Annotated in this window: 16 protein-coding genes; 9 read left to right on the forward strand and 7 right to left on the reverse strand. The window is 72.0% G+C overall.

What is annotated here, in order from left to right; genetic code table 11:
- Both leuS and ABZE72_RS08505 read left to right on the forward strand, forming a co-directional pair.
- Window positions 1-1759: leucine--tRNA ligase (gene leuS / locus ABZE72_RS08500; RefSeq protein ID WP_372728585.1), on the forward strand; the 1759-nt coding region annotated here is incomplete at its 5' end.
- A gap of 19 nt (window positions 1760-1778) precedes the next feature.
- On the forward strand, window positions 1779-2636 hold the full coding sequence (locus ABZE72_RS08505) for a DegV family protein (protein ID WP_372728586.1): 858 nt from the start codon (window positions 1779-1781) through the stop codon (window positions 2634-2636).
- 41 nt (window positions 2637-2677) lie between these two features.
- Here ABZE72_RS08505 and ABZE72_RS08510 read toward each other — a convergent pair whose 3' ends face one another.
- Both ABZE72_RS08510 and ABZE72_RS08515 read right to left on the reverse strand, forming a co-directional pair.
- Window positions 2678-3844, reverse strand: a complete 1167-nt coding sequence (locus ABZE72_RS08510; RefSeq protein WP_372728587.1) for a dTMP kinase — start codon at window positions 3842-3844, stop codon at window positions 2678-2680.
- Window positions 3841-4938 carry an ATP-grasp domain-containing protein gene (locus ABZE72_RS08515; RefSeq protein ID WP_372728588.1) on the reverse strand — a complete coding sequence of 366 codons (1098 nt, stop codon included), beginning with the start codon at window positions 4936-4938 and terminating at the stop codon, window positions 3841-3843. Before ABZE72_RS08515 ends, ABZE72_RS08510 begins: the two co-directional genes overlap by 4 nt.
- A 421-nt stretch (window positions 4939-5359) precedes the next feature.
- Between ABZE72_RS08515 and ABZE72_RS08520 the strand changes: the two genes are divergently transcribed.
- From ABZE72_RS08520 to holA, 3 genes are read left to right on the forward strand one after another with little or no spacing between them, the layout of a single operon-like run.
- Window positions 5360-6016: a helix-hairpin-helix domain-containing protein gene (locus ABZE72_RS08520; protein WP_372728589.1), complete on the forward strand. Its 657-nt coding sequence runs from the start codon at window positions 5360-5362 to the stop codon at window positions 6014-6016.
- A 3-nt stretch (window positions 6017-6019) separates the two neighbouring features.
- Complete coding sequence (locus ABZE72_RS08525; RefSeq protein ID WP_372728590.1) at window positions 6020-8317, forward strand: ComEC/Rec2 family competence protein; 2298 nt, start codon at window positions 6020-6022, stop codon at window positions 8315-8317.
- A 28-nt stretch (window positions 8318-8345) separates the two neighbouring features.
- A complete protein-coding gene (gene holA / locus ABZE72_RS08530; RefSeq protein ID WP_372728591.1) occupies window positions 8346-9341 on the forward strand; it encodes a DNA polymerase III subunit delta in 996 nt (331 codons plus the stop codon).
- A gap of 78 nt (window positions 9342-9419) precedes the next feature.
- On the opposite strand, the gene rpsT is transcribed toward holA, so the two are convergent.
- From rpsT to ABZE72_RS08545, 3 genes are all read right to left on the reverse strand, one after another.
- A complete protein-coding gene (gene rpsT / locus ABZE72_RS08535; protein WP_372728592.1) occupies window positions 9420-9680 on the reverse strand; it encodes a 30S ribosomal protein S20 in 261 nt (86 codons plus the stop codon).
- A gap of 141 nt (window positions 9681-9821) precedes the next feature.
- Entirely contained in the window at window positions 9822-10763 is a 942-nt protein-coding gene (locus ABZE72_RS08540; RefSeq protein ID WP_372728593.1) for a hypothetical protein, read from the reverse strand.
- Between the two features lie 35 nt (window positions 10764-10798).
- The gene (locus ABZE72_RS08545) at window positions 10799-11542 is read right to left on the reverse strand and encodes a hypothetical protein (protein ID WP_372728594.1); all 744 of its coding nucleotides are present in this window, start codon (window positions 11540-11542) and stop codon (window positions 10799-10801) included.
- Window positions 11543-11791: 249 nt separating this feature from the next.
- Here ABZE72_RS08545 and lepA point away from each other — a divergent pair, with 249 nt between their 5' ends.
- Window positions 11792-13672: a translation elongation factor 4 gene (lepA, locus tag ABZE72_RS08550; RefSeq protein ID WP_372728595.1), complete on the forward strand. Its 1881-nt coding sequence runs from the start codon at window positions 11792-11794 to the stop codon at window positions 13670-13672.
- Between the two features lie 35 nt (window positions 13673-13707).
- Here lepA and ABZE72_RS08555 read toward each other — a convergent pair whose 3' ends face one another.
- Window positions 13708-14763 (reverse strand): GNAT family N-acetyltransferase, encoded by a 1056-nt coding sequence (locus ABZE72_RS08555; protein WP_372728596.1) that lies wholly within the window; start codon window positions 14761-14763, stop codon window positions 13708-13710.
- 223 nt (window positions 14764-14986) lie between these two features.
- Between ABZE72_RS08555 and ABZE72_RS08560 the strand changes: the two genes are divergently transcribed.
- A complete protein-coding gene (locus tag ABZE72_RS08560; RefSeq protein WP_372728597.1) occupies window positions 14987-15814 on the forward strand; it encodes a hypothetical protein in 828 nt (275 codons plus the stop codon).
- A gap of 71 nt (window positions 15815-15885) precedes the next feature.
- Here ABZE72_RS08560 and ABZE72_RS08565 read toward each other — a convergent pair whose 3' ends face one another.
- A complete protein-coding gene (locus ABZE72_RS08565) occupies window positions 15886-16617 on the reverse strand; it encodes a hypothetical protein (protein ID WP_372728598.1) in 732 nt (243 codons plus the stop codon).
- Window positions 16618-16744: 127 nt separating this feature from the next.
- On the opposite strand from ABZE72_RS08565, the gene ABZE72_RS08570 reads away from it, so the two are divergent.
- Both ABZE72_RS08570 and ABZE72_RS08575 read left to right on the forward strand, forming a co-directional pair.
- Window positions 16745-19627, forward strand: coding sequence for an oligosaccharide flippase family protein (locus ABZE72_RS08570; protein WP_372728599.1), 2883 nt, complete (start codon window positions 16745-16747; stop codon window positions 19625-19627).
- A partial coding sequence (locus ABZE72_RS08575; protein WP_372728600.1) for a hypothetical protein occupies window positions 19624-19842 on the forward strand: 219 nt, incomplete at its 3' end. The genes ABZE72_RS08570 and ABZE72_RS08575, both read left to right, overlap by 4 nt.

A 19842-nucleotide genomic window follows, 5' to 3' on the forward strand; every position in this document is an offset into this window, starting at 1 on the left:
CGATTTCGTCGTGCCCGGTCGCGACGAGCCCCTGACCGTCTACACGACGCGCCCCGACACCCTGTTCGGCGCGACCTTCATGGTCGTGGCGGCCGACGCGGCCCTGGCCGGCGAGCTGGTCACCGACGAGCAGCGCCCGGCGTACGACGACTACCTGGTCGAGGTGCGCAAGGCCTCCGAAATCGACCGGCTGGCCACCGACCGGCCCAAGACCGGGGTCTTCCTGGGCGTGCACGCGGTGAACCCGGTCACGGGCGCGGAGATCCCGATCTACGCCGCCGACTACGTGCTGGCCGACTACGGCACCGGCGCGATCATGGCGGTGCCCGGCCAGGACCAGCGGGACTGGGAGTTCGCCCAGAAGTTCGACCTGCCGATCGTTCGCACCGTCCAGCCACCCGAGGGCTGGGAGGGCGAGGCGTACGTCGGGCAGGGGCCGGCGATCAACTCGAGCAACGACGAGATCTCGCTGGACGGTCTCGGCGTCGACGAGGCGAAGTCGCGGACCATCGAGTGGCTCACCGAGAAGGGCACCGGGCGCGGCACGGTCAACTACCGGTTGCGCGACTGGCTGCTGTCCCGCCAACGCTTCTGGGGTGCGCCGATCCCGATCATCCACTGCGACTCCTGCGGCGAGGTCGCGGTGCCCGAGGACCAGCTGCCGGTGCGGCTGCCGGAGAACCTGAAGGGCGCCGACCTCAAGCCCAAGGGATCCTCGCCGCTGGCCGCGGCCGAGGACTGGGTCAACGTCGACTGCCCGCAGTGCGGCGGCCCCGCGAAGCGGGACAGCGACACGATGGACACGTTCGTCGACTCCTCGTGGTACTTCCTGCGCTACTGCTCGCCGCACGACGACCAGCAGGCCTTCGACACCGGCCTCGTCGACCAGTGGGGGCCCTGCGACATCTACATCGGCGGCGTCGAGCACGCCGTCCTGCACCTGATGTACGCCCGGTTCTTCACCAAGGCGCTGGCCGACATGGGCCTGGTCGGGTTCCGCGAGCCGTTCGCGGCGCAGCTCAACCAGGGCTTCGTGATCAACCAGGGCAAGAAGATGAGCAAGTCGCTGGGCAACGGCGTCAACCTGGGCGACCAGCTGCGCGAGTTCGGTGTCGACGCGATCCGGCTGACCCTGGTCTTCGCCGGCCCGCCCGAGGACGACATCGACTGGGCGGACATGTCGCCGAGCGGCTCGTTGAAGTTCCTGCAGCGCGCCTGGCGTCTCTCCGGGGACGTCACCTCGCCCGCCGGTACCTCCCCGGACGGCGGCGACGTCGCCCTGCGCAAGGCCACGCACAAGACCGTGCACGAGGTCGAGGAGCTGCTGGAGTCACACCGGTTCAACGTCGTGGTCGCGCGCACCATGGAGCTGGTCAACGTCACCCGCAAGGCGATCGACTCGGGTTGCGGACCGGCCGACCCGGCGGTGCGCGAGGCGGCCGAGACCGTCGCCGTACTGCTGTCGCTGGTCACGCCGTACGTCGCCGAGGAGATGTGGGAGCGGCTGGGCCACCAGCCCACCGTTGCCCGCGCCGGTTGGCCCGAGGTCGACCCGTCACTTCTGGTTGAGGACTCGGTGACCGCGGTCGTCCAGATCCAGGGCAAGGTGCGCGCGCGGCTCGAGGTCGCCCCCGACGTCAGCGACGCGGATCTCGAGTCGCTGGCGCTGGCCGACGCCGGGGTGCAGCGTGCCCTGGAGGGCAAGACCGTGCGCAAGGTGATCGTCCGCGCGCCGAAGCTCGTCAACATCGTCGTCTGAGACCGCTAGCCTGCCTCGCATGTCCCCGGCTGTGATCGTCACCGACTCGACCGCCACGCTCTCGGAAGCGACGGCGGCGGAGCGTGGCATCGTCGTGGTCCCGCTGCAGGTCGTGATCGGGGCCAACGTCTACGACGAGGGCGCCGAGGGAGCCACCCCGGAGATGGTGGCCGCGGCGCTGCGCGAGTGGACGCCGGTCAGTACGTCGCGCCCCACACCGGCCGCGCTGGCCGAGGTCTACGAGCAGGCCGCCCGGGACGGCGCCACCGAGGTGGTCTCCGTGCACCTGTCGGGGGAGATGAGCGGCACCTTCGAGTCCGCGCAGCTGGCTGCCCGGGAGGCCTCCATCCGGGTGATCCCGGTGGACAGTCGACAGGTCGGGGTCGCCACCGGGTTTGCCGTGTTGGCTGCCTCCGACGTGCTGGCCGCCGGCGGTACGGCCGACGAGGCGGCTGCCGCGGCACGGGAGCGCGCCGCGGCCTCGTCCTCGCTCTTCTACGTCGACACCCTCGACTACCTGCGACGCGGGGGCCGGATCGGGGCCGCAGCCGCGATCGTCGGCGGCGCCTTGTCGGTGAAGCCGCTGCTGCAGATCCAGGACGGTCGGGTCGCGAGCCTGGAGAAGGTGCGTACGACGGCGCGAGCGCTCAGTCGCCTGGAGGAGCTGGCCGTCCAGGCCGCGGGGGACCGGCAGATCGACCTGTGTGTGGCACACCTGGCGAGTCCGGAGCGGGCAGAGCAGCTGACCGGCCGGCTCACCGAGCGGCTGGCGGACAACCTCGAGGGCCGTGCGGTGTGGTGTGCCGAGCTCGGCGCCGTCCTCGGTGCGCACGTCGGTCCCGGCATGCTGGCCGTCTGTGTCGCACCGCGCCTGTGACGCCGGGCCCGATCACGCGAGCCGGCTGAGGCTGGCCCGGCTCAGAGACGGCGCCAGGTCTCCCGGGCGATCTGGTCGGCGATCTCGGTGAGGGGACGGGTCCCGTCCACGTGCACGACGCTGAGGCGACGCGCCACCACCGCGTAGTCCTGCACGTGTCGTTCGAGCTGTTCGACCGGACCCGACCAGGGCTTGCGGGCCCTGGCCATCTCGCCGGGCACCGCGAGGAGGAACGACGCCCGCGGCCGCGGCGACAGGGCGCGCACCAACCAGATGCCCAGCCATCGGCCCGGACCGGCCGGGTAGTCGGAGTGCAGTTGCACGATGGAGTCCAGGACGTAACGGTCACTGATCACCAGCCGCCCGGCCAGGGTGTGTCGCCGTACCGTGCGCAGGTGGGTGAGCGCGTTGGCCACGGCGACGAGCACGATCCAGACGTTGCGGGTGCCACGCGGTGCGTTCGCCGCGGTTCCGCCCCGCTCGACCGGCTCGGGGGACTGGGCCGTCCCGGTGGACACAGATTCCCCGGCGCGGCCGCGCCGCAGCAGCCGCTTGACGGGGCGGGCGAGACGGTCCAGCCAGCCGTCGTGGGAGAGGCGGTGCCACACCACCACGGTCTCGACGCCCGCCGTCGCGAGACTGGCCTGCAGCCGTTCGGCCTGCGTCGACTTCCCCGAGCCGTCGACGCCGGAGAGGGTGATCACGCCGGCCGACCGCATCCGTGACACCCGACCACGAACCCGACGGACCAGGTCGGGAGTCGGGGGCTCGGTAGTCGTCGCCTGCTCGAGCAGCCGCAGCTCGGAGGCGTCTCCCCGAGCAGCAGCCTCCGCCCACATGGCCGCCGGAACGTCGGCCCGGGCCCGGCGGCCCGGCGTCATCCGCCGGTCCCGGGCGTAGGACCGCGCCGTGAGCCGCAGCGCATCGGCCGGGTCCGGCACACACACGTGACGGTGTCCCGGCAACGGGGTGGCCCGCGCCAGCATCCCGGGATCCGGCAGGGGATCGAGATCCACGAGCTCCAGCGGCTCGAATCGGGCCCAGGTTCCCCGTTGCTCGACGAACCCGGAGGCGGCCAGGGCGTCCTCGAGCCTGTTCAGACGTTCGCGGGGCGCCAGCAGGTCCAGATCCCTACCCTGCGGCGGGAGCGACCCGGCCACCAGCACCGGGCCGTCGGCGGCTGCTTCGACGATCTCGAGCGCGGTCATCGGCGGACCGCAGCCCGCGCCAGCGTGCGGAGGTAGGACGCGCTGGGTCGAACGTCGCGGACGTCCCAGACCGAGTGGCCGGTGCGGAAGGCGTAGGCCAGAGACTGCAGGGGATTGTCCCCCTCACGCCAGGCCCGGCGGAGGTCGCCGTACAGCCACTGGTAGCGCGTGCCGACCGTGGCGGGACCGGCGACCCGCGGGTCACCGATCGCCATGGAGGCCCACACGTCTGCGAGGTGCACCCCGGCGGCGGCCGCGAGGGCGAGGGAGCCGTAGCAGCGCCCGTTCACGTCGATCAGCATCGGACCCGCCTCGGTGTCCAGGAACTGGACCTCGGCCAGACCGCGCCAGCCGATGTCCTGGAGGAGGGCCACGACGCGGCCCAGCAGCCGGGTGTCGAGAGGCACGGTGCTGGCCCGGACGCTGATCCCGGCCTCGGGGGGCCACAGCCCGTCCGACTGCTGCTGGACCGCGGCCAGGACCTCGCCACCTTCGCCCAGCACGACGGTCAGCGCCGAGAGCCGGCCGATCAGGTGCTGCTGCAGCAGGGGCTCGACGCCCAGCTCCCGCATCCGGTCGGCGGCCTCGCGCAGCTCGTCGGGGTCGGCCGAGATGACGGTCTCACAGCGTGCCACGGTGTGGCTGCGGGCCTTGAGCACCACCACCGACTCGACCGCGGCGATCGCCTCCGGCGTCGCCGGTCGGGTGTACGGCGTGGCCAGGCCGGCTGCCGAGGCGGCACGGAAGAGCGACCACTTGTCGAGGATGCAGCGCACCGACTCCTGGCTGCCGTAGGGCACGGCACAGCCGATGTCGGCGCGCCCGTCGGAGAGCGCGAGCAGCTCGGTGTCCCCGCCCGGAAGGACGACGTCGTACCCGTGCTGGTCGACGATGGCGCTGACCGAGGAGGCGATGTCCGGGCCCAGACGGTGCCAATGGGTGGCATGACGTGACGAAGCGACCAGCGACCGACGATGCGGCGTGGCGACGCCGACCTGCCAGCCACAGGCCGACAAGGACCGGACTGCGGCCAGGAGTCCCCGAGCGTCGTCGGAGCCGACAACGAGGGCGCGTCGGAGCGGTGCGTGAGGCATGGATCACTCAATTCCCGAGAAGAAGCAGGCGCGTAGGAGCCCACTCGAACTGCACAGCGGGGTCAGAAGGCGGATCATTCCTCAGGACGCTACCGCTCAACCACCGTCCTAGGAAGCGTGCTCCTAGGGTCGCCGCATGCCCTCCCGACGTTCCTCCGAGCCCCATGACGAGATCGTCCGCAAACGTCTGGCCCAGCTCAGTGCCGAGCTGGCGGAGGTCCGGGGAGACAGGGACGTGTCAGCGACACCTGTGCTTCCCGGGCCCGTCGCTGAACCCGTCGCTGAGCCGGTCACAGGGCCGGTCACAGGGCCGGTCACAGGGCCGGTCACAGGGCACGTCACAGTACTCACCGGGCAGGCGGCGCGGGTTCCCGTCCCGGGCCGGCACGCGGCGCGGCGCCACGTGCTCGCCGAGGCCTTGTTGCAGCGAGTCGGCCTCGCCCCGGCACACGTGGCGGTGCTCGCGGTCGTGGTCGCCCTGGGCCTGGCCGCCACCTGCTGGTGGGTGGTGCGCAGCGACGCCGCCGAGGTGGTGGCGCCACGCCTCATCTCGGCCTCTCCGTTGGAGCCGGAGGTCTCCGCCGCGCCGGGAGCTCCGGGGCCGGTAGGCACCCCCACCGACGGCACCGACGGCGCCGATGGCGCCGCGGGCGACCTGACCGTCGACGTCGCCGGCAAGGTCCGGCGTCCGGGGATCGCCGTACTGCCCGCCGGCTCCCGGGTGGTCGATGCCCTGGAGGCGGCCGGTGGGGCCCGCCGCGGGGTCGATCTGGTCAGCCTCAACCTGGCGCGGCTGCTGGTCGACGGTGAGCAGATCCTGGTCGGGACGTCACCGCCGGTGGGAGTGGCCGCCTCGGCCGCGCCGGCCCCCGGCGCTCCGGTGGGGCCCTTGGTGAACCTCAACACCGCGAGCCAGGCCGAGCTGGAGTCGCTGCCGGAGGTCGGTCCGGTCACGGCGCTCGCGATCCTCGCGTGGCGCACCGAGCACGGGGGGTTCACCAGTATCGACGAGCTGCTCGAGGTGGACGGGATCGGTGAGGCGACCCTGGGCACCATCGCGCCGTACGTGACGGTCTGAGTCGTGGGCGGTGCCGACCTGCGCCTGCTCGTCCTCGGAGGCACCGCCTGGCTGGCCGCCCTGCTCACGCGGGGAGTGCCGGACCGGCTGCTCCTGGGTGGTCTGGTCCTTCTCGCCCTCACCCTCCTCGTCGTGGCCGCGCGGGGTGCTCGGGGTCCGATGCTCGCCACGGCCACGGCGGCCCTGCTGGTCGGCTCGGCGGTGCTGGGGGGTGCCTGGCTCCGCCAGGAACAGGTCGAGGTCAGCCCGGTGGCCGCACTGGCGGCCGAGCGGGCCACCGCTTCCGTGCTCGCCTCGGTGGTCTCGGACCCACGGACGGTGGCCGGGAGGTTCGGCGACCGGGTGATGCTGCGGCTGCGGGTCCACGAGGTGACCGGACGGGGCAGGACCCACCGTCTCGGCGCTCCTGCGGTGCTGCTGGGAGATCCGAGCTGGAGCGACGTTCAGCTCGGCTCGCGCGTCCGGGTCGTGGGTCGTCTGGTCCCCACCGACGGGCGGGACGCGGCCGGCCTCCTGCTGGCCCGGGGGGACCCCGAGGTCGTGCTCCGGCCCGATGTCTGGTGGCGTGGCGCGGAGGCGGTCCGCGCGTCGCTGCGTGACTCGGTGGCCCACCGCCCGCCCGCCCAGCGGGCCCTGGTGCCGGCGCTGGTCGACGGCGACGACGGCGGGGTCTCCGAAGAGCTGGCCGACGACTTCCGGACCACGGGGCTCACCCACCTGTTGGCGGTCTCGGGCACCAACCTGACGCTCCTGGTGGGGTTCCTGCTCGTCATCGCCCGCTGGACAGGGGTGCGGGGGCGGTGGTTGGGGGTGGTCGCCGTCCTGGGGATCGTCGGCTTCGTCCTGCTGGCGCGCACCGAGCCCAGCGTGCTCCGTGCCGCGGTGATGGGGTCGGTCGGGCTGGTGGGCATGGGCGTGAACGGTCGCCGCCGGGGGACCCGCTCCCTGGGTTTCGCCCTGATCGGCCTGCTGCTCGTGGACCCGGGGCTGGCGACCTCGATCGGCTTCGCGCTCTCCGTGCTGGCCACCGGAGGGATCCTGCTGCTGGCTCCGGGATGGCGAGACGCCCTGGCGCGGTGGCTCCCGCGCTGGCTGGCCGAGGCGATCGCTGTGCCGGCCGCGGCCCAGCTCGCCTGTACGCCGCTGGTCGCGGCCATCTCCGGGCAGGTCAGCGTCGTGGCGGTGGTCGCCAACCTGCTGGTCTCCCCGGTCGTCGGACCGGCGACCGTGCTCGGGCTCGTCGCCGGACTGCTCGGTCTGGTGTGGGGTGCGGCGGCCCGTGTCGCGGGCACCGGAGCATCCTGGTGCGTCGGCTGGATCGTGGAGGTCGCCGAGCGCGGCGCCCAGCTGCCCGGCGCGGCGGTCGACTGGGGCACGGACCCGCGATCCCTCGTGCTGCTCACCCTCGCGTCCCTGCTGGTCGCGGCCGCGGCACCTTTCGCGTTGCGGCACCCGGGTTTGGGTGCTCTCGGCTGCCTGCTCCTGCTGCTCGGTCTCGTGGTGCGGCCACCCACCCCTGGGTGGCCGCCCGAGAACTGGGTGGTGGTGGCGTGTGACGTGGGCCAGGGCGACGCCCTGGTCCTGCGGGCCGCACCGGGGTCGGCCGTGGTGGTGGACGCGGGCCCCGACCCGGGCGCGGTGGACGCCTGCCTGGATCGCCTCGGCGTGCATGCCGTGCCGCTGGTCGTCCTGACCCACTTCCATGCCGACCACGTGGACGGGCTCGCGGGCGTGCTTGACGGTCGCGTGGTGGGGGCGATCGAGGCGACCTCCCTGGAGGAGCCGCCCGGTGGGGTGCGGGTCGTGGACGGCGTGGCGCGGACCGAGCGGCTGACCCGCGTGGTCTCGCCGTACGGCCTCACCCGTACCGTCGGGGACGTCGCGCTGCAGGTCCTGTGGCCACTGGCCGGCGCCCCGACCAGCGGACCCTCCGACGGCAGCACCGCCAACGACGCGAGCGTGGTGCTGCTGGTGGAGGTCCGCGGTGTCCGCCTCCTGCTCACCGGCGATCTCGAGCCGGACGGGCAGGCGGCTCTGGCGCGCACGCTGCCCGACCTCCGGGTGGATGTGCTCAAGGTGCCGCACCACGGCAGCCGCCACCAGGATCTCGACTTCCTGGCCGGGCTGGGGGCCTCGATCGCGCTGGTATCGGTGGGGGCCGACAACGACTACGGGCACCCGGCCGCCGAGACGCTGACGGGTCTGGCGGCGACCGGGGCCCTGGTGCGCCGCACCGATCTGGACGGCGACGTGGCCGTTGTCAGCCGTCAGGGTCGGCTGGTCGTGGTCAGCAGTCGGTGAGTCGGTGGCATGTGGCAGGCTGCGCGCCATGGCTGGCCCCGCGCACTCCCTGCGCCCTGCAGACGTCCTCGGCCGGGTGACCTTGGTGACCGGCAAGGAGGAGTTCCTCAACGAGCGCACGGTCAGTGCCGTCCGTGAGGCCGTGCGTGGCCACGACCCGGAGGCGGAGTTCTCCGACACGACCGCCTCCGAGCTGAGCCTGGCGCGCCTGGGGGAGATGGCGGCGCCCTCGCTGTTCTCGGCCACGCGCTGCGTGGTCGTGCGCGCGCTGGAGAACCTGCCCGAGGAGTCGATCGAGGGCATCCTCGGCTACTGCCAGGACCCCGTGGACGACGTGGCGCTGGTCCTGGTGCACGGCGGCGGCCAGAAGGGCAGCGGCGTGCTCACCAAACTGCGCAAGCTGCCCACGGTCGTGGACTCGCGGTCCGGCGAGTTGAAGGCGTCGGAGTTCCCGTCCTTCGTCGCTGCCGAGGTCCGTCGCTACGGCGCCACCATGGACAACGAGGCGGCTCTCTTCCTGGTCCAGGCGGTCGGCCAGGACCTGCGCTCGCTGTCCGCGGCTGCCCACCAGCTCACCAGCGACTTCCCCGGCGAAGCGCTCGACGTGGAGAAGGTCAAGCTCTACTTCGGCGGCCGGGCCGAGGCGAAGTCGTTCGCGGTGGCGGATGCGGCCTTCTGGGGCCGCCGCGAGGCAGCGCTGGAGGAGCTGCGTTGGGCGTTGGACGCCGGGACCGCGCCGGTCCTGGTCACCTCCGCCTTCGCCGGGGGCGCCCGCGGCCTGGCGCGCTACACGTCGTCCCCACGCGGGATGCGCGAGGCAGACCTGGCGCGCGAGGTGGGGGTGCCGCCGTGGAAGCTGCGCACGATCCGGGACCAGTCACGCGGCTGGTCCGAGGCCGGCATCGCCCGGGCGATCCGTGCGGTGGCCCGAGCCGACGCCGACATCAAGGGCGCGGCCAGCGACGCGTCGTACACGCTGGAGCGGCTGGTGCTCACCATCACCGGCCTGCGCGACCCCCGCTGACGGCGGAGCGGCCCCCACCTGCGCGGACAACGCAAAAAGGCGCCACCCCGTGCGGGGTGACGCCTGGGTGCGAGGACCTCAGAGAGAGGCGGCCTTCTTGGCGATCGCCGACTTGCGGTTCGCCGCCTGGTTGCTGTGGATGACGCCCTTGGAGGCGGCCTTGTCCAGCTTGCGCGACGCTTCGCGGCCCGCTGCAACAGCAGCGTCCTTGTCGCCGGCCTCGGCCAGCTCGCGGAAGCGACGCACGGCCGACTTCAGGCCCGTCTTCACGGACTTGTTGCGCTCGCGGGCAAGCTCGTTCTGCCGGTTGCGCTTGATCTGGGACTTGATGTTCGCCACTACTGCGCCTTCGTCGTAGGTGTGGGGTGCTTCTGAAGAGTCTGGTGCTGCCGGCGCTCAGCTCTTGCCAGCAGGAGCGGGCGCCAGACACGCGACATGAAAGATTAGCAGCGCGGCGACCGGCAGCCCAAATCGCCTGGGTCACCACCAGCCACGCCGTTCGCCGAGCCAGGCCCAGACCACGTCGAGCTGCCAACGCTGGGCCTCGCGCAGGTGCGGCGAGGTGGTCGGGACCGGGTCGTCGCCCGACTTGAAGAAGTAGCCGGCCATCAGGGCGAGCACGATGTCGATGTGCTCGGCCGGGACGTCGCGGGTGAGTCGCCGCTCGGCGAGGATCTTCTCGACGTCCAGACCGTCCCCGCACGGGCCCACGAGCAGGACGAGCGTGTCCAGCCAAGCGGCGCCGAGCACCGGCCAGTTCCAGTCGCAGAGCAGGGCGCTGCCGGCAGGCGTGATCAGCAGGTTGTCGTCGCGGACGTCGGTGTGCACCACCGAGGTTCCGCCCGTCACTTCACCGAACCGGGCGGCCAGGGCGGCGGCCTCCTCGAGGTGGGGCAGGTGCGGGCGCGTCTGCCGCACGTGCTGCCAGTACGACGGCCACGTGGCCAGTTCGCCGGCGAACGTGTCCAGCTCGAGCCCGGTCGGCGGGGGAGTGAGGGCCTCGGCAACCGCCTCCAGGGCATCCAGGGCTGCCTCGAGCTCGTCGCGCCGCCAGGGCCGGTGCGGGCGCCGGGCCTCGACGTACTCGATGCCCAGCGCCACCCAGTCGTCGGCGTCGTGCGACCAGAGCAGCCGTGGCGCGGGCACGCCCGCGGGCAGCGCCGCCAGTTTCTGGGCCTCGACCCGGTAGGAGTTCGCGAAGGCCCGCTGCGCGATCACGGAGGCGGCCTTCACGAAGTGCCGGGTGCCGTCGGCGCAGGTGAGCACGGAGGCGAATCCGGGGGTGAAGCCCGCGTCCTGGGACTCCGCCTCCACCACGGGCGAGCCGCATCGCTCCTCGATGAGCGACCGCAGGTGTGGTGGCAGGAACCGCCACTCCAGCCGCTGGGCTGTCCGGCCGTGCGGGATCGTCGTCGGGATCACCCGGCCATCCTTGCGCACCCGGCAGAAGCGCGTCGTCAGTCGGCTGGGGGCAACAGGTGGTAGATGAAGGCGACCCCCCCGACCTTCTTCTTGTAGGACATCCCGCCGGTGTCACTGGGGCCGTACTCCCACCCACGCTTGATCGCCTCCGCCCGGAACTCCGGGGTCTCGGCCTCGGCGGGGACCCGGGTGGCCCCGGTCTTCCTGCCCAGCGGGTGCGGCCCCCACCAGGCGCCGCGGAAGCGGCCATCCTTGGCGCCGTTCTTCTTCCAACGTTCGAACTTGCCCTTCATGTCGGCCAGCACCTGGTCGGTCACGCTCGCCGGCCCGGCTGGTTCTGCCTGCCCTGCTGTTGCTCCAGGTCCCTCGGCGGCCGACAACTGGGCCCAGGCTGCGCGGAAGGCGGCCAGTGACGCGGCGTCGGTGACCAGGTCACGCGCTGCCTTCGGCGTCGGGGGAGTGAAGTGCTTGAGCTTGAACGACGTCGCAGGCATCGAGTGCTGGAAGGTTCCGTCGTGGTGCCAGAGCCAGCCGGCCGCTTCGGCCGGCGTCGTCGGGCCGGCTCCCGCGACCGGCCCGGCCTCGCCGGCCTCGGCAGCTTCGGCTTCGGGCTCGGGCGTTGCGGCCTCGCTGGGCTCTGCGTCCCGGGCGGCCGACTTCTCGGCGGCGGCCGCAGCACGGCGTGCGTCACGACGCTTCTTCTCGGCCTTGCTCACCCGCTGGATCACCGGAGCAGGTCCGCGAGCCAGGCCCACCACGGGGCGCTGGGGGAGAGCCACGGCGTTCGCGTCCCGGTCCTGGTGATGGTCGGGGGCAGTGGCGGCGCCAGCCGCTGCCTGCTGTCGTCGTGCGAGTTGGTGCATCCCGAGCCCCGTCCGTCCGGTGACCTTTCGTCGACGGTAGACCCGCGGCACGACACCGAGGGCGGTTTCGCCGCGATCCGTCCCGGTGATGGCGGGTTTAGCGGTGCGCCCCGCCCGCATGGGAGACTGGGCGACGTTCATCCGCACCCCTGACGAGAGCAGTTCGTGGCCACCTCTTCGACCGCGCCCCGCCCGGGCTACACCGATCCCGCGATCATCCGGAACTTCTGCATCATCGCGCACATCGACCACGGCAAGTCCACCCTTGCCGACCGCATGCTCCAGCTCACCGGCGTGGTGGACGCGCGCGCTGCCCGCGCGCAGTACCTGGACCGGATGGACATCGAGCGTGAGCGCGGCATCACCATCAAGAGCCAGGCCGTGCGGATGCCCTGGACGGTCGCCCCCGACAACGAGCAGGGTGCCGTGCCCGGCAACTACGTGCTCAACATGATCGACACGCCCGGTCACGTCGACTTCACCTACGAGGTCTCCCGCTCGCTGGAGGCCTGCGAGGCCGCCATCCTGCTGGTGGACGCTGCCCAGGGCATCGAGGCGCAGACCCTGGCCAACCTCTACCTGGCGCTCGGTGCGGACCTGCACGTCATCCCCGTGCTCAACAAGATCGACCTGCCCTCCGCCCAGCCGGAGAAGTACGCCGCGGAGCTCGCCGGGATCATCGGTTGCGACCCCTCCGACGTCTTGATGACCTCGGCGAAGACCGGCCTCGGGGTGGAGGCCCTGCTCAACGAGATCGTGAAGCAGACACCCGCTCCGGTCGGCGACGCGGATGCTCCGGCGCGCGCGCTGATCTTCGACTCCGTCTACGACACCTACCGCGGCGTGGTCACCTACGTCCGGGTCGTCGACGGCAAGCTCAGCCACCGGGACCGGATCAAGATGATGTCCACCGGAGTCGTGCACGAGATGCTCGAGGTCGGCGTGATCAGCCCGGAGCCGGTCAAGGCCAGTGAGATCGGGGTCGGCGAGGTCGGCTACATCATCACCGGGGTCAAGGACGTCCGGCAGTCGCGGGTGGGCGACACGATCACCAGCCAGCACCACGGCGCCAAGGAGCCCCTGGGCGGCTACAAGCACCCGAACCCCATGGTCTACTCGGGCCTCTACCCGATCGACGGCGACGACTACCCGACCTTGCGCGACGCCCTCGAGCGTCTCCAGCTCAACGACGCCGCGCTGGCCTACGAGCCCGAGACCTCCGGTGCGCTCGGCTTCGGCTTCCGGTGCGGCTTCCTGGGTCTGCTGCACATGGAGATCGTTCGCGAGCGCCTCGAGCGCGAGTTCAACCTCGACCTGATCTCGACGGCGCCGAACGTCGTCTACGAGGTCACCATGGAGGACGGCACCGAGGTCGAGGTGACCAACCCCAGCGAGTACCCCGAGGGCAAGATCGCCGAGGTTCGCGAACCCGTCGTACGGGCCACGATCCTCTCGCCGTCGGACTACATCGGCACGATCATGGAACTGTGCCAGTCCAAGCGCGGCAATCTGCAGGGGATGGACTACCTCTCCGAGGACCGCGTCGAGATGCGCTACACGCTGCCGATGGGTGAGATCGTCTTCGACTTCTTCGACCAGCTGAAGTCCCGGACCAAGGGGTACGCCTCGCTCGACTACGAGCGGTCCGGAGACCAGGCGGCCGACCTGGTCAAGGTCGACATCCTGCTGCACGGCGATCCGGTCGACGCGTTCTCGGCGATCGTGCACAAGGACGCTGCCTACTCCTACGGCGTGATGCTGGCCGGCAAGCTCAAGGACCTGATTCCGCGCCAGCAGTTCGAGGTGCCGATCCAGGCCGCGATCGGGGCCCGGGTGATCGCCCGCGAGACCATCCGCGCGATCCGCAAGGACGTGTTGGCCAAGTGCTACGGCGGTGACATCACCCGCAAGCGCAAGCTGCTGGAGAAGCAGAAGGAAGGCAAGAAGCGGATGAAGATGGTGGGGCGTGTCGAGGTCCCGCAGGAGGCCTTCATCGCGGCACTGTCGACGTCCTCCAGTCCGTCGGACAAGACGACCAAGAAGTAGCCTCGCGCCGCCCTGCGTCGCCGGGGCGGAGAGCCCTACTTCTCGGAGTCGCGGCGGACCCGGGCCGCCACGTCTTTGGCGGCCCGCTTGCCGCGCTTGGCCAGGGCCCGGAGTCGCACGTGCGCGCGTGCCCGGGCTCCGTGGGTGGCGTAGAGCGCGACCACGTCGCGGCTGCAGTCGACGAACGACGACTTGTAGGTCTCGGGCCCTCGCAGCATGTCGAACTCGCGACAACCCAGCTCGATCCCGGCGCGGATCACCGCGCTCACCTGGGCCGTGCCGGCGCCCCGGTACTCCTGCTCCAGACTCCGCGCCACCTGGTAGAGGCTCATCCGCTCGTTGTCCAGGAACGTGATGCAGACCGCGACCGGGGCGCCGTCGCGGGCCTCCATCACGTCCACCCGAGCCTCGCCGGTGGCGACGCCCGTCCGGATGGCCCGGGTGAGCACCGGCAGGGCCGTCACGACGTGACCGCGGCCCTCGCGGGTCGATTGCAGTGCACCGAAGTGCTGCATTGCCCGGTCCACGGTGTCCGGCGTGGCGACCCAGGACTCCACCCCGGCGTCGTCGACGCGACGGGTCGATCGACGGATGTTGTGCCGCAGGTTGCCCGACAGCGACATCAGGTAGGTGTCGGGATCCTTCGGCAGCGCGCCGTACGGCGCCACGTCGGCGGTCGTCACCCACCCCGGCCACGCCCGGGCGAGCAGGGAGTCCTCCACGAGTCCGACCAGCAGTGCGGTTCGGTGTCCCGGGCGACGGAACCAGGTGCGCAGGCACGCGACGACCTCGTCCTCACGACCCGGCAGGGCAAGGGCGTCAAGGTGGTCCGGGCACAGCGGACCTTGGCCGACGAAGCGGTAGATGCTCAGCCCCGGCAGCCGGCGTCGGGTCAGGGGGAGGCCGCCGACCAGGGTGTCGCCGTCGAGGATCAGCAGGTAGTGGGCTCGGGGGCCGGCGACGGACTCCAGCCACCAGGTGCGCAGGAAGGGTGAGGGCAGGGGCTGCTGGTCGACCAGCGCGTCCCACGCATGCCGATGATCGGTCAGGGCCGGGACGACACGCAACTGCAACTGACCGGGTCCTGACACGCAGGGGAGCCTAGGTCAGATTCTCAACGTGTGTCGCCGTTGCACCAAAAGGGGTAACGTCCCAGGGGCGTGGCCGTGGTCGCACGGCGTGGGAGCGGCATGGCCGAACGAGAAGCACTGACGAGGGAGATGCTCGATGTCCGAGGAAACGATGAACGGGAATGCCGGAACGTCCGGATCCGAGGACCACGGGACAGGCTCGGCAAGCGAGCGCGCACACGCCATGCGGGCCTCCCTGACCGCCCGCGGTGACGCGGAGGCACTTCTCGCCGAGGCCAGCCAGGCACGTCGGGCGGCGGCCAGCGATGCCGAGGCCATGGTCGCCGAGGCGGAGGCGCTCGCCGAGCAGCTCGTTGCCGAGGCCAAGGAGGTGTCGGCGCGGGCGAGCGGCGAGGCGCGTGAGCGCTCCGAGGGGATCCTCTCCCGTGCCCGCCAGGAGGCGGCCGAGATCACGTCGGCCGCGAAGGCCGAGCTCGAGGAGCTGCACCGCACGGTCGACGAGGAGCGGCTCCGGCTGCGCGCCGAGGTCCGCGCCGAGCTGGAGGCCACCCGTGACCGTTCGTTGGCGCTGGCCGACGACATCGAGACCCGGGTCGGCTCCCTGCGACCCACGTTCCAGCGCGCCCTGGACTCCATCGGGGAGCTCGTGTCCGTGGCCGAGAAGCTGCGCGAGGAGGCGAACTCGATCGAGTTGAGCGAGACCCCCGCGCCCTCGGTGCCGGTCGCCGCCGCAGCGTCTGCATCCACGCAGGCGCCGCCGGAGACGTGGGCCGCGCAGCAGGCGGACACCGTCCACGTGGTCGAGGTCGTCGAGGACGAGCACGTCGAGGAGCCGGCTGACGCGGTGGCGGCGCTGGTCGACCTCGAGGCGCACGAGGCCCACGAGGGTCTGGAGGACGACGGCGTCGGCGATCACGAGCACGGCCGTCGGGCAGGCGACCGGGTCCCGGCCGTCGCCCAGACCCAGCACGGCGCCCTCGAGGCCACCGAGGAGAACTCCAACGCGGGGACCCGCCCGCTGGGATGGCTCTTCCGCGCGGCCCAGAGCTGATCCGGGCCCGCTGACCCGCACCCGCTGATCCCCGGGCAAGCTCCGGCCGGGCTCCGATCAGCAGCAGCGGGTCAGGAGCCCGACCGCTGGCACGTCGGCTGGGGCCAGTCCTGGTCGTGCGTGATCGGGTAGATCATCACGGAGTCGACCTGCGTGCCCGGCGGGACCGGGTGGAAGAGCTGCATCCGGATGCGTCGCTTCCCGGCGTCGAAGCAGTTCCAGCGACCCGAGACCACGGCCAGGAAGTCGCCCTCCCGATCACTGAGGAATGCCTGGGCGCGAGCTTGGGGGAGCAGTCGTCCCTTCACCGTCACGTCGGCGACGACCACGGCTCCGAGGGGGTTGGCCCGGAGCCGCACCGGTGTGGCCGTCGCGGTCGAGGTGCGGTCACGCTGGAACGGCTCCCACTGCACGTTGCGGTACACGACGTCGACCCGCTCGATGCGACGTCCCGCTTCCCCCACGTCGAAGTAGAACCCGAACTCGGCGCCGGGCGGCAGGTCCATCACGTCGCAGCATCCCGGGTCCCGCGCGGCGGTCGAGGTGGAGGCGATCAGGACGTTCTGCGCGTCTCGCGCCGTCAGGACGGCATCTGCGTAGCGCATGGTCCGCGACGTGGTGTTCGAGACCACGACGGACAGCATGCCGTCGACGACTCCCCACTGCCGGGTGACGAGGATCGGTCCCGCTTCCTGGTTGCGCGTGACAGGCTCCGGGTCCTGGGCGTTCTCGAACTGGGCCGAGATCTGCGCGCAACCGGACAGCGTCAGTACGGCGATGGTCATCGCCACGAGCGAGCGCATCTTCCCCCCAGGTCGTGCCGACCGAGCCGGCGTCGTGCTCCATCGTAGGGGCTGGGCCGATGTGCGCCTCCGCTTCCGGGGGAGCGGTAGTGTCCCTCCCGCACCAACCGGCCAGTGGGGAGCCCGTATGACCGTCCCGGTTCCGGAGTCCGACGAGCAGGCAGCCTCGTCGTCTCAGGGGCCCTCGTGGACCCTCGGGGATCGGCGCGCGAGCATCGCCGTGCTGTTCCCGGCGGCGCCCGCCTCGGTCGTCGTGGCCACCTCTGACGAGGTGTCGATCCATCTGCAGGCGGCGTTGCGCCACGCCCGGGTGCTCACCGACGACCCCACTGCCGCCGCCTGGCCCGATCCTGACCGGGTGATGGTCTGGGACGACCTTGCCGCCGGCATCGAGCCCGGCACCGTGGAGCTGGTCGTGGTCGACGTCGACGCGGTCAGCCCGGAGCGGGTCGAGGCGGTGAAGGCGCTCGTGGCGCCCGAGGGGACGCTGGCGGTGATCGGCCGTGGCGGCCCCTACCTCGTCTACCCCAGTCTCGCCAGCCCCGAGATGGTCTGGTGCCGCGGCTGGCCCGTGGACGCCCTCGCCGGCCCGCTGGCCTGGGCGCGCCGACGGCTGGGCCTGTCGCTGGGCGGGCTCCGGTCTGCCGTCCGCATCTCGGTCGAGGGGCCGGCTCCGTCGCTCGCCGACGAGGTGCTGGCCGAGATCGAGGCCCGGACCGGGGGCTCGGTCAGGCTCGTCGGGGTCGTCACGGCGAGCCACGCCGTGTTGCGGGTGCGCGGGGACCACGGCGACCTCGCCGTGCGGTTGTCCCTGACCGACGATGACCGCGACGACGCCCAGGTCGAACGGGTCGCGGCCGACGTTCCCGACGTCGTTCGGTTCCTTCCCCGAGCCGTGGCCTCCGGTCGGGTCGGCAGTCACCCGTGGGTGGCACAGGAGTGGGCGCCTCGCCGCCGCCGTCCGTTCGGCTGGCCGTGGCCCGACCCGGAGCGGCGTTGGCAGGTCGCCGACGAGCTGATCGCCGTGCTCTCCGCACATCCGACCGGCGCCATCTCGCCCGGCTGGGCGGATCGCTGGGCCGGCCTGGTGGCGATGGTGCCGAAGGAGGTCCAGGCCGAGTTCGCCGAGTTGATGCGTCCGCTCGAGTCGGGGCTGCCCACGGCCTGGTGCCACGGCGACCTGTGGCCGCCGAACGTGCTGATCGACGAGGGACGCGCCGTCGTCATCGACTGGGACAATGCCACCTCCGAGGCGCCGCAGGGCATCGACGCGCTGCTGCTGCCCGGCCTGCGGGCAGCCGGCGACCCCGACCGCTCCACGGTCTCGGTGGTGCTCGGCCTGGTCGACGACGTCGAGGCGCTGCGCGACGTCGAGGTCGCGGGTCGGGCCTGGCAGGACTGGGAGCGGCCGGAACGGCTCGCCCTGGCCGTGGCCGCTGTCCTGCTGCACCTGCGCAATCGATCTCCGCTCGACCTGGCCGGAGCAGCCCTGGACCGTCACGTCGCCGAGATCCGCGCCACGGCAACACCCGAGCCCCCCGGGGGCTCCGTCGCCGCGGAGGACGCCTCGAGGACGGGGCGGGGTGAAGCCACCCGTACGGCGCGTGGCGCCCTCTGGCTCGCCACCAACGGCATCGTCGTCAAGGCCTCGCAGACCATCGTCCTGCTGACCCTGGCCGCGATCCTGGAACCCTCGGCACTCGGCCTGGTCGCGATCGGAACCCTGGTCGCGAACATCGCGGCCAAGCTCTCCACGCTGGGCACGTCCAGCGCGTTGATCTACTGGCGCGGCGACGTGGACCGGGCCTCCCGGACCGCGTTGACCATCGGGGTGGTGCTCGGCTCCGTGCTCGCCGCGCTGCTGTGGATGATCGCGCCGTGGCTGGCCGGCTCGTTGCGAGCCGGCGACGGCGGCGCCGACGTCGTCCGCGGCCTCACGGTGGTGATGCCGTTCATGGCGATCTCCGCAGTCTCCGCGGAGATGCTCCGGCGCGAGTTGCGCTTCCTGCGCCGGATCATCCCGGACTCGACCGGAGCCGTCGTCGGGGCCGTCGTCGCCATCGTGCTGGTCTCCCAGGGGCAGGGCGTGATGGCCCTCGTCGCCGGGCAGATCGTCCAGGCCACCCTCGCGATGCTGCTGTTCTGGGTGGTCCGCCCGCCGATCCGGCCGGGGTGGAACCGCCAGGACGCCCAGGGCCTGCTCAGCTACGGCGGCCCGTACGCCGGCGGCGGCCTGCTCGAACTGGTCCAGCTCAACGTGGACTACCTGATCGTGGCCAGGGTCCTCGGTGCCGCAGCCCTCGGCCAGTACTCCTTGGCCTACCGCCTGGCGTTCATGCCGTACCTGATGATCGTCGTGGTGACGGCAGGCGCGGCCTTCCCCTTCCTGTGCCGGCAGCGAGGCGAGCAGCTGGGCCGTGCCGCCGTGGTCGTGATGACGGCCACGCTGACCCTGGTCGCGCCGCTCCTGGCCGGGGTCGTGCTCTTCGCCGACCACCTCACCCTGCTCGGGGACAAGTGGGCGCCCGGCGTACCCGTCGTGGCGTGGTTGGCCGTCTACGCCACCCTGCTCAGTGTCGGGCTGCTGGTCCAGGTCTCGCTCAACGCCTCGGGTCGCCCGCTGCTCACGATGGGACTCAAGCTGCTTCACCTCGCGCTGCTCTTCGGCACGCTGGTGGTGATCGCACGCCATGGCATCGTCGTGGTGGCGATCGGCGAGGTGCTGGTGATGGCACTGGTGGCTGCCATCGGCCTGTTCGCGGCCCAACGGCTGGTCGCCGGGTTCCGGGTGAGCGACCTGCTGACGTCGCTGCGCCCCGCCCTGATCGGGGTGGTGTCGATGAGCGTCGTGGTGCTGGCCGTGCGGGCAGCCTTCGGCGTCGACGAGGCGTCGGTCACGGGGCTTCTCGCGGTCGGAACCCTGGGCGTGATTGCCTTTGCCGTACCAGTATGGATGCTGGACCGGGTGCGACTGGGCGAGGCAGCACGCCTGATGAGGGGACAGTCATGAGGAGCGAGCTCCGCCGAGCGGCGACCGCCGTACGGCCGATCGTGGTGGCCGGACGCCGGCTCGCCCGCAGTCGTGGGCTGAACATGATCGGGTGGCACCGCGTCGACGGGGAGCGGACCGACGGGCTCTCCACCGGGGTCGACGACTTCCAGCGCCACCTCGACGACCTCGAGGACTGGGGTGCGCGGATCCTGCCCCTGGACGAGGCAGTGGCC

It is taken from the genome of Nocardioides sp. (assembly GCF_041600255.1).
Classification (GTDB): domain Bacteria; phylum Actinomycetota; class Actinomycetes; order Propionibacteriales; family Nocardioidaceae; genus Nocardioides.

Excerpts from the sequence above, each read along its gene's own strand:
- ABZE72_RS08565 (WP_372728598.1), bottom strand. The coding sequence starts at position 16,617 with ATGCGCTCGCTCGTGGCGATGACCATCGCCGTACTGACGCTGTCCGGT.
- ABZE72_RS08510 (WP_372728587.1), bottom strand. The coding sequence starts at position 3,844 with ATGACCGCGCTCGAGATCGTCGAAGCAGCCGCCGACGGCCCGGTGCTG.
- ABZE72_RS08505 (WP_372728586.1), top strand. The coding sequence starts at position 1,779 with ATGTCCCCGGCTGTGATCGTCACCGACTCGACCGCCACGCTCTCGGAA.
- holA (WP_372728591.1), top strand. The coding sequence starts at position 8,346 with ATGGCTGGCCCCGCGCACTCCCTGCGCCCTGCAGACGTCCTCGGCCGG.
- ABZE72_RS08570 (WP_372728599.1), top strand. The coding sequence starts at position 16,745 with ATGACCGTCCCGGTTCCGGAGTCCGACGAGCAGGCAGCCTCGTCGTCT.
- ABZE72_RS08515 (WP_372728588.1), bottom strand. The coding sequence starts at position 4,938 with ATGCCTCACGCACCGCTCCGACGCGCCCTCGTTGTCGGCTCCGACGAC.
- ABZE72_RS08560 (WP_372728597.1), top strand. The coding sequence starts at position 14,987 with ATGCGGGCCTCCCTGACCGCCCGCGGTGACGCGGAGGCACTTCTCGCC.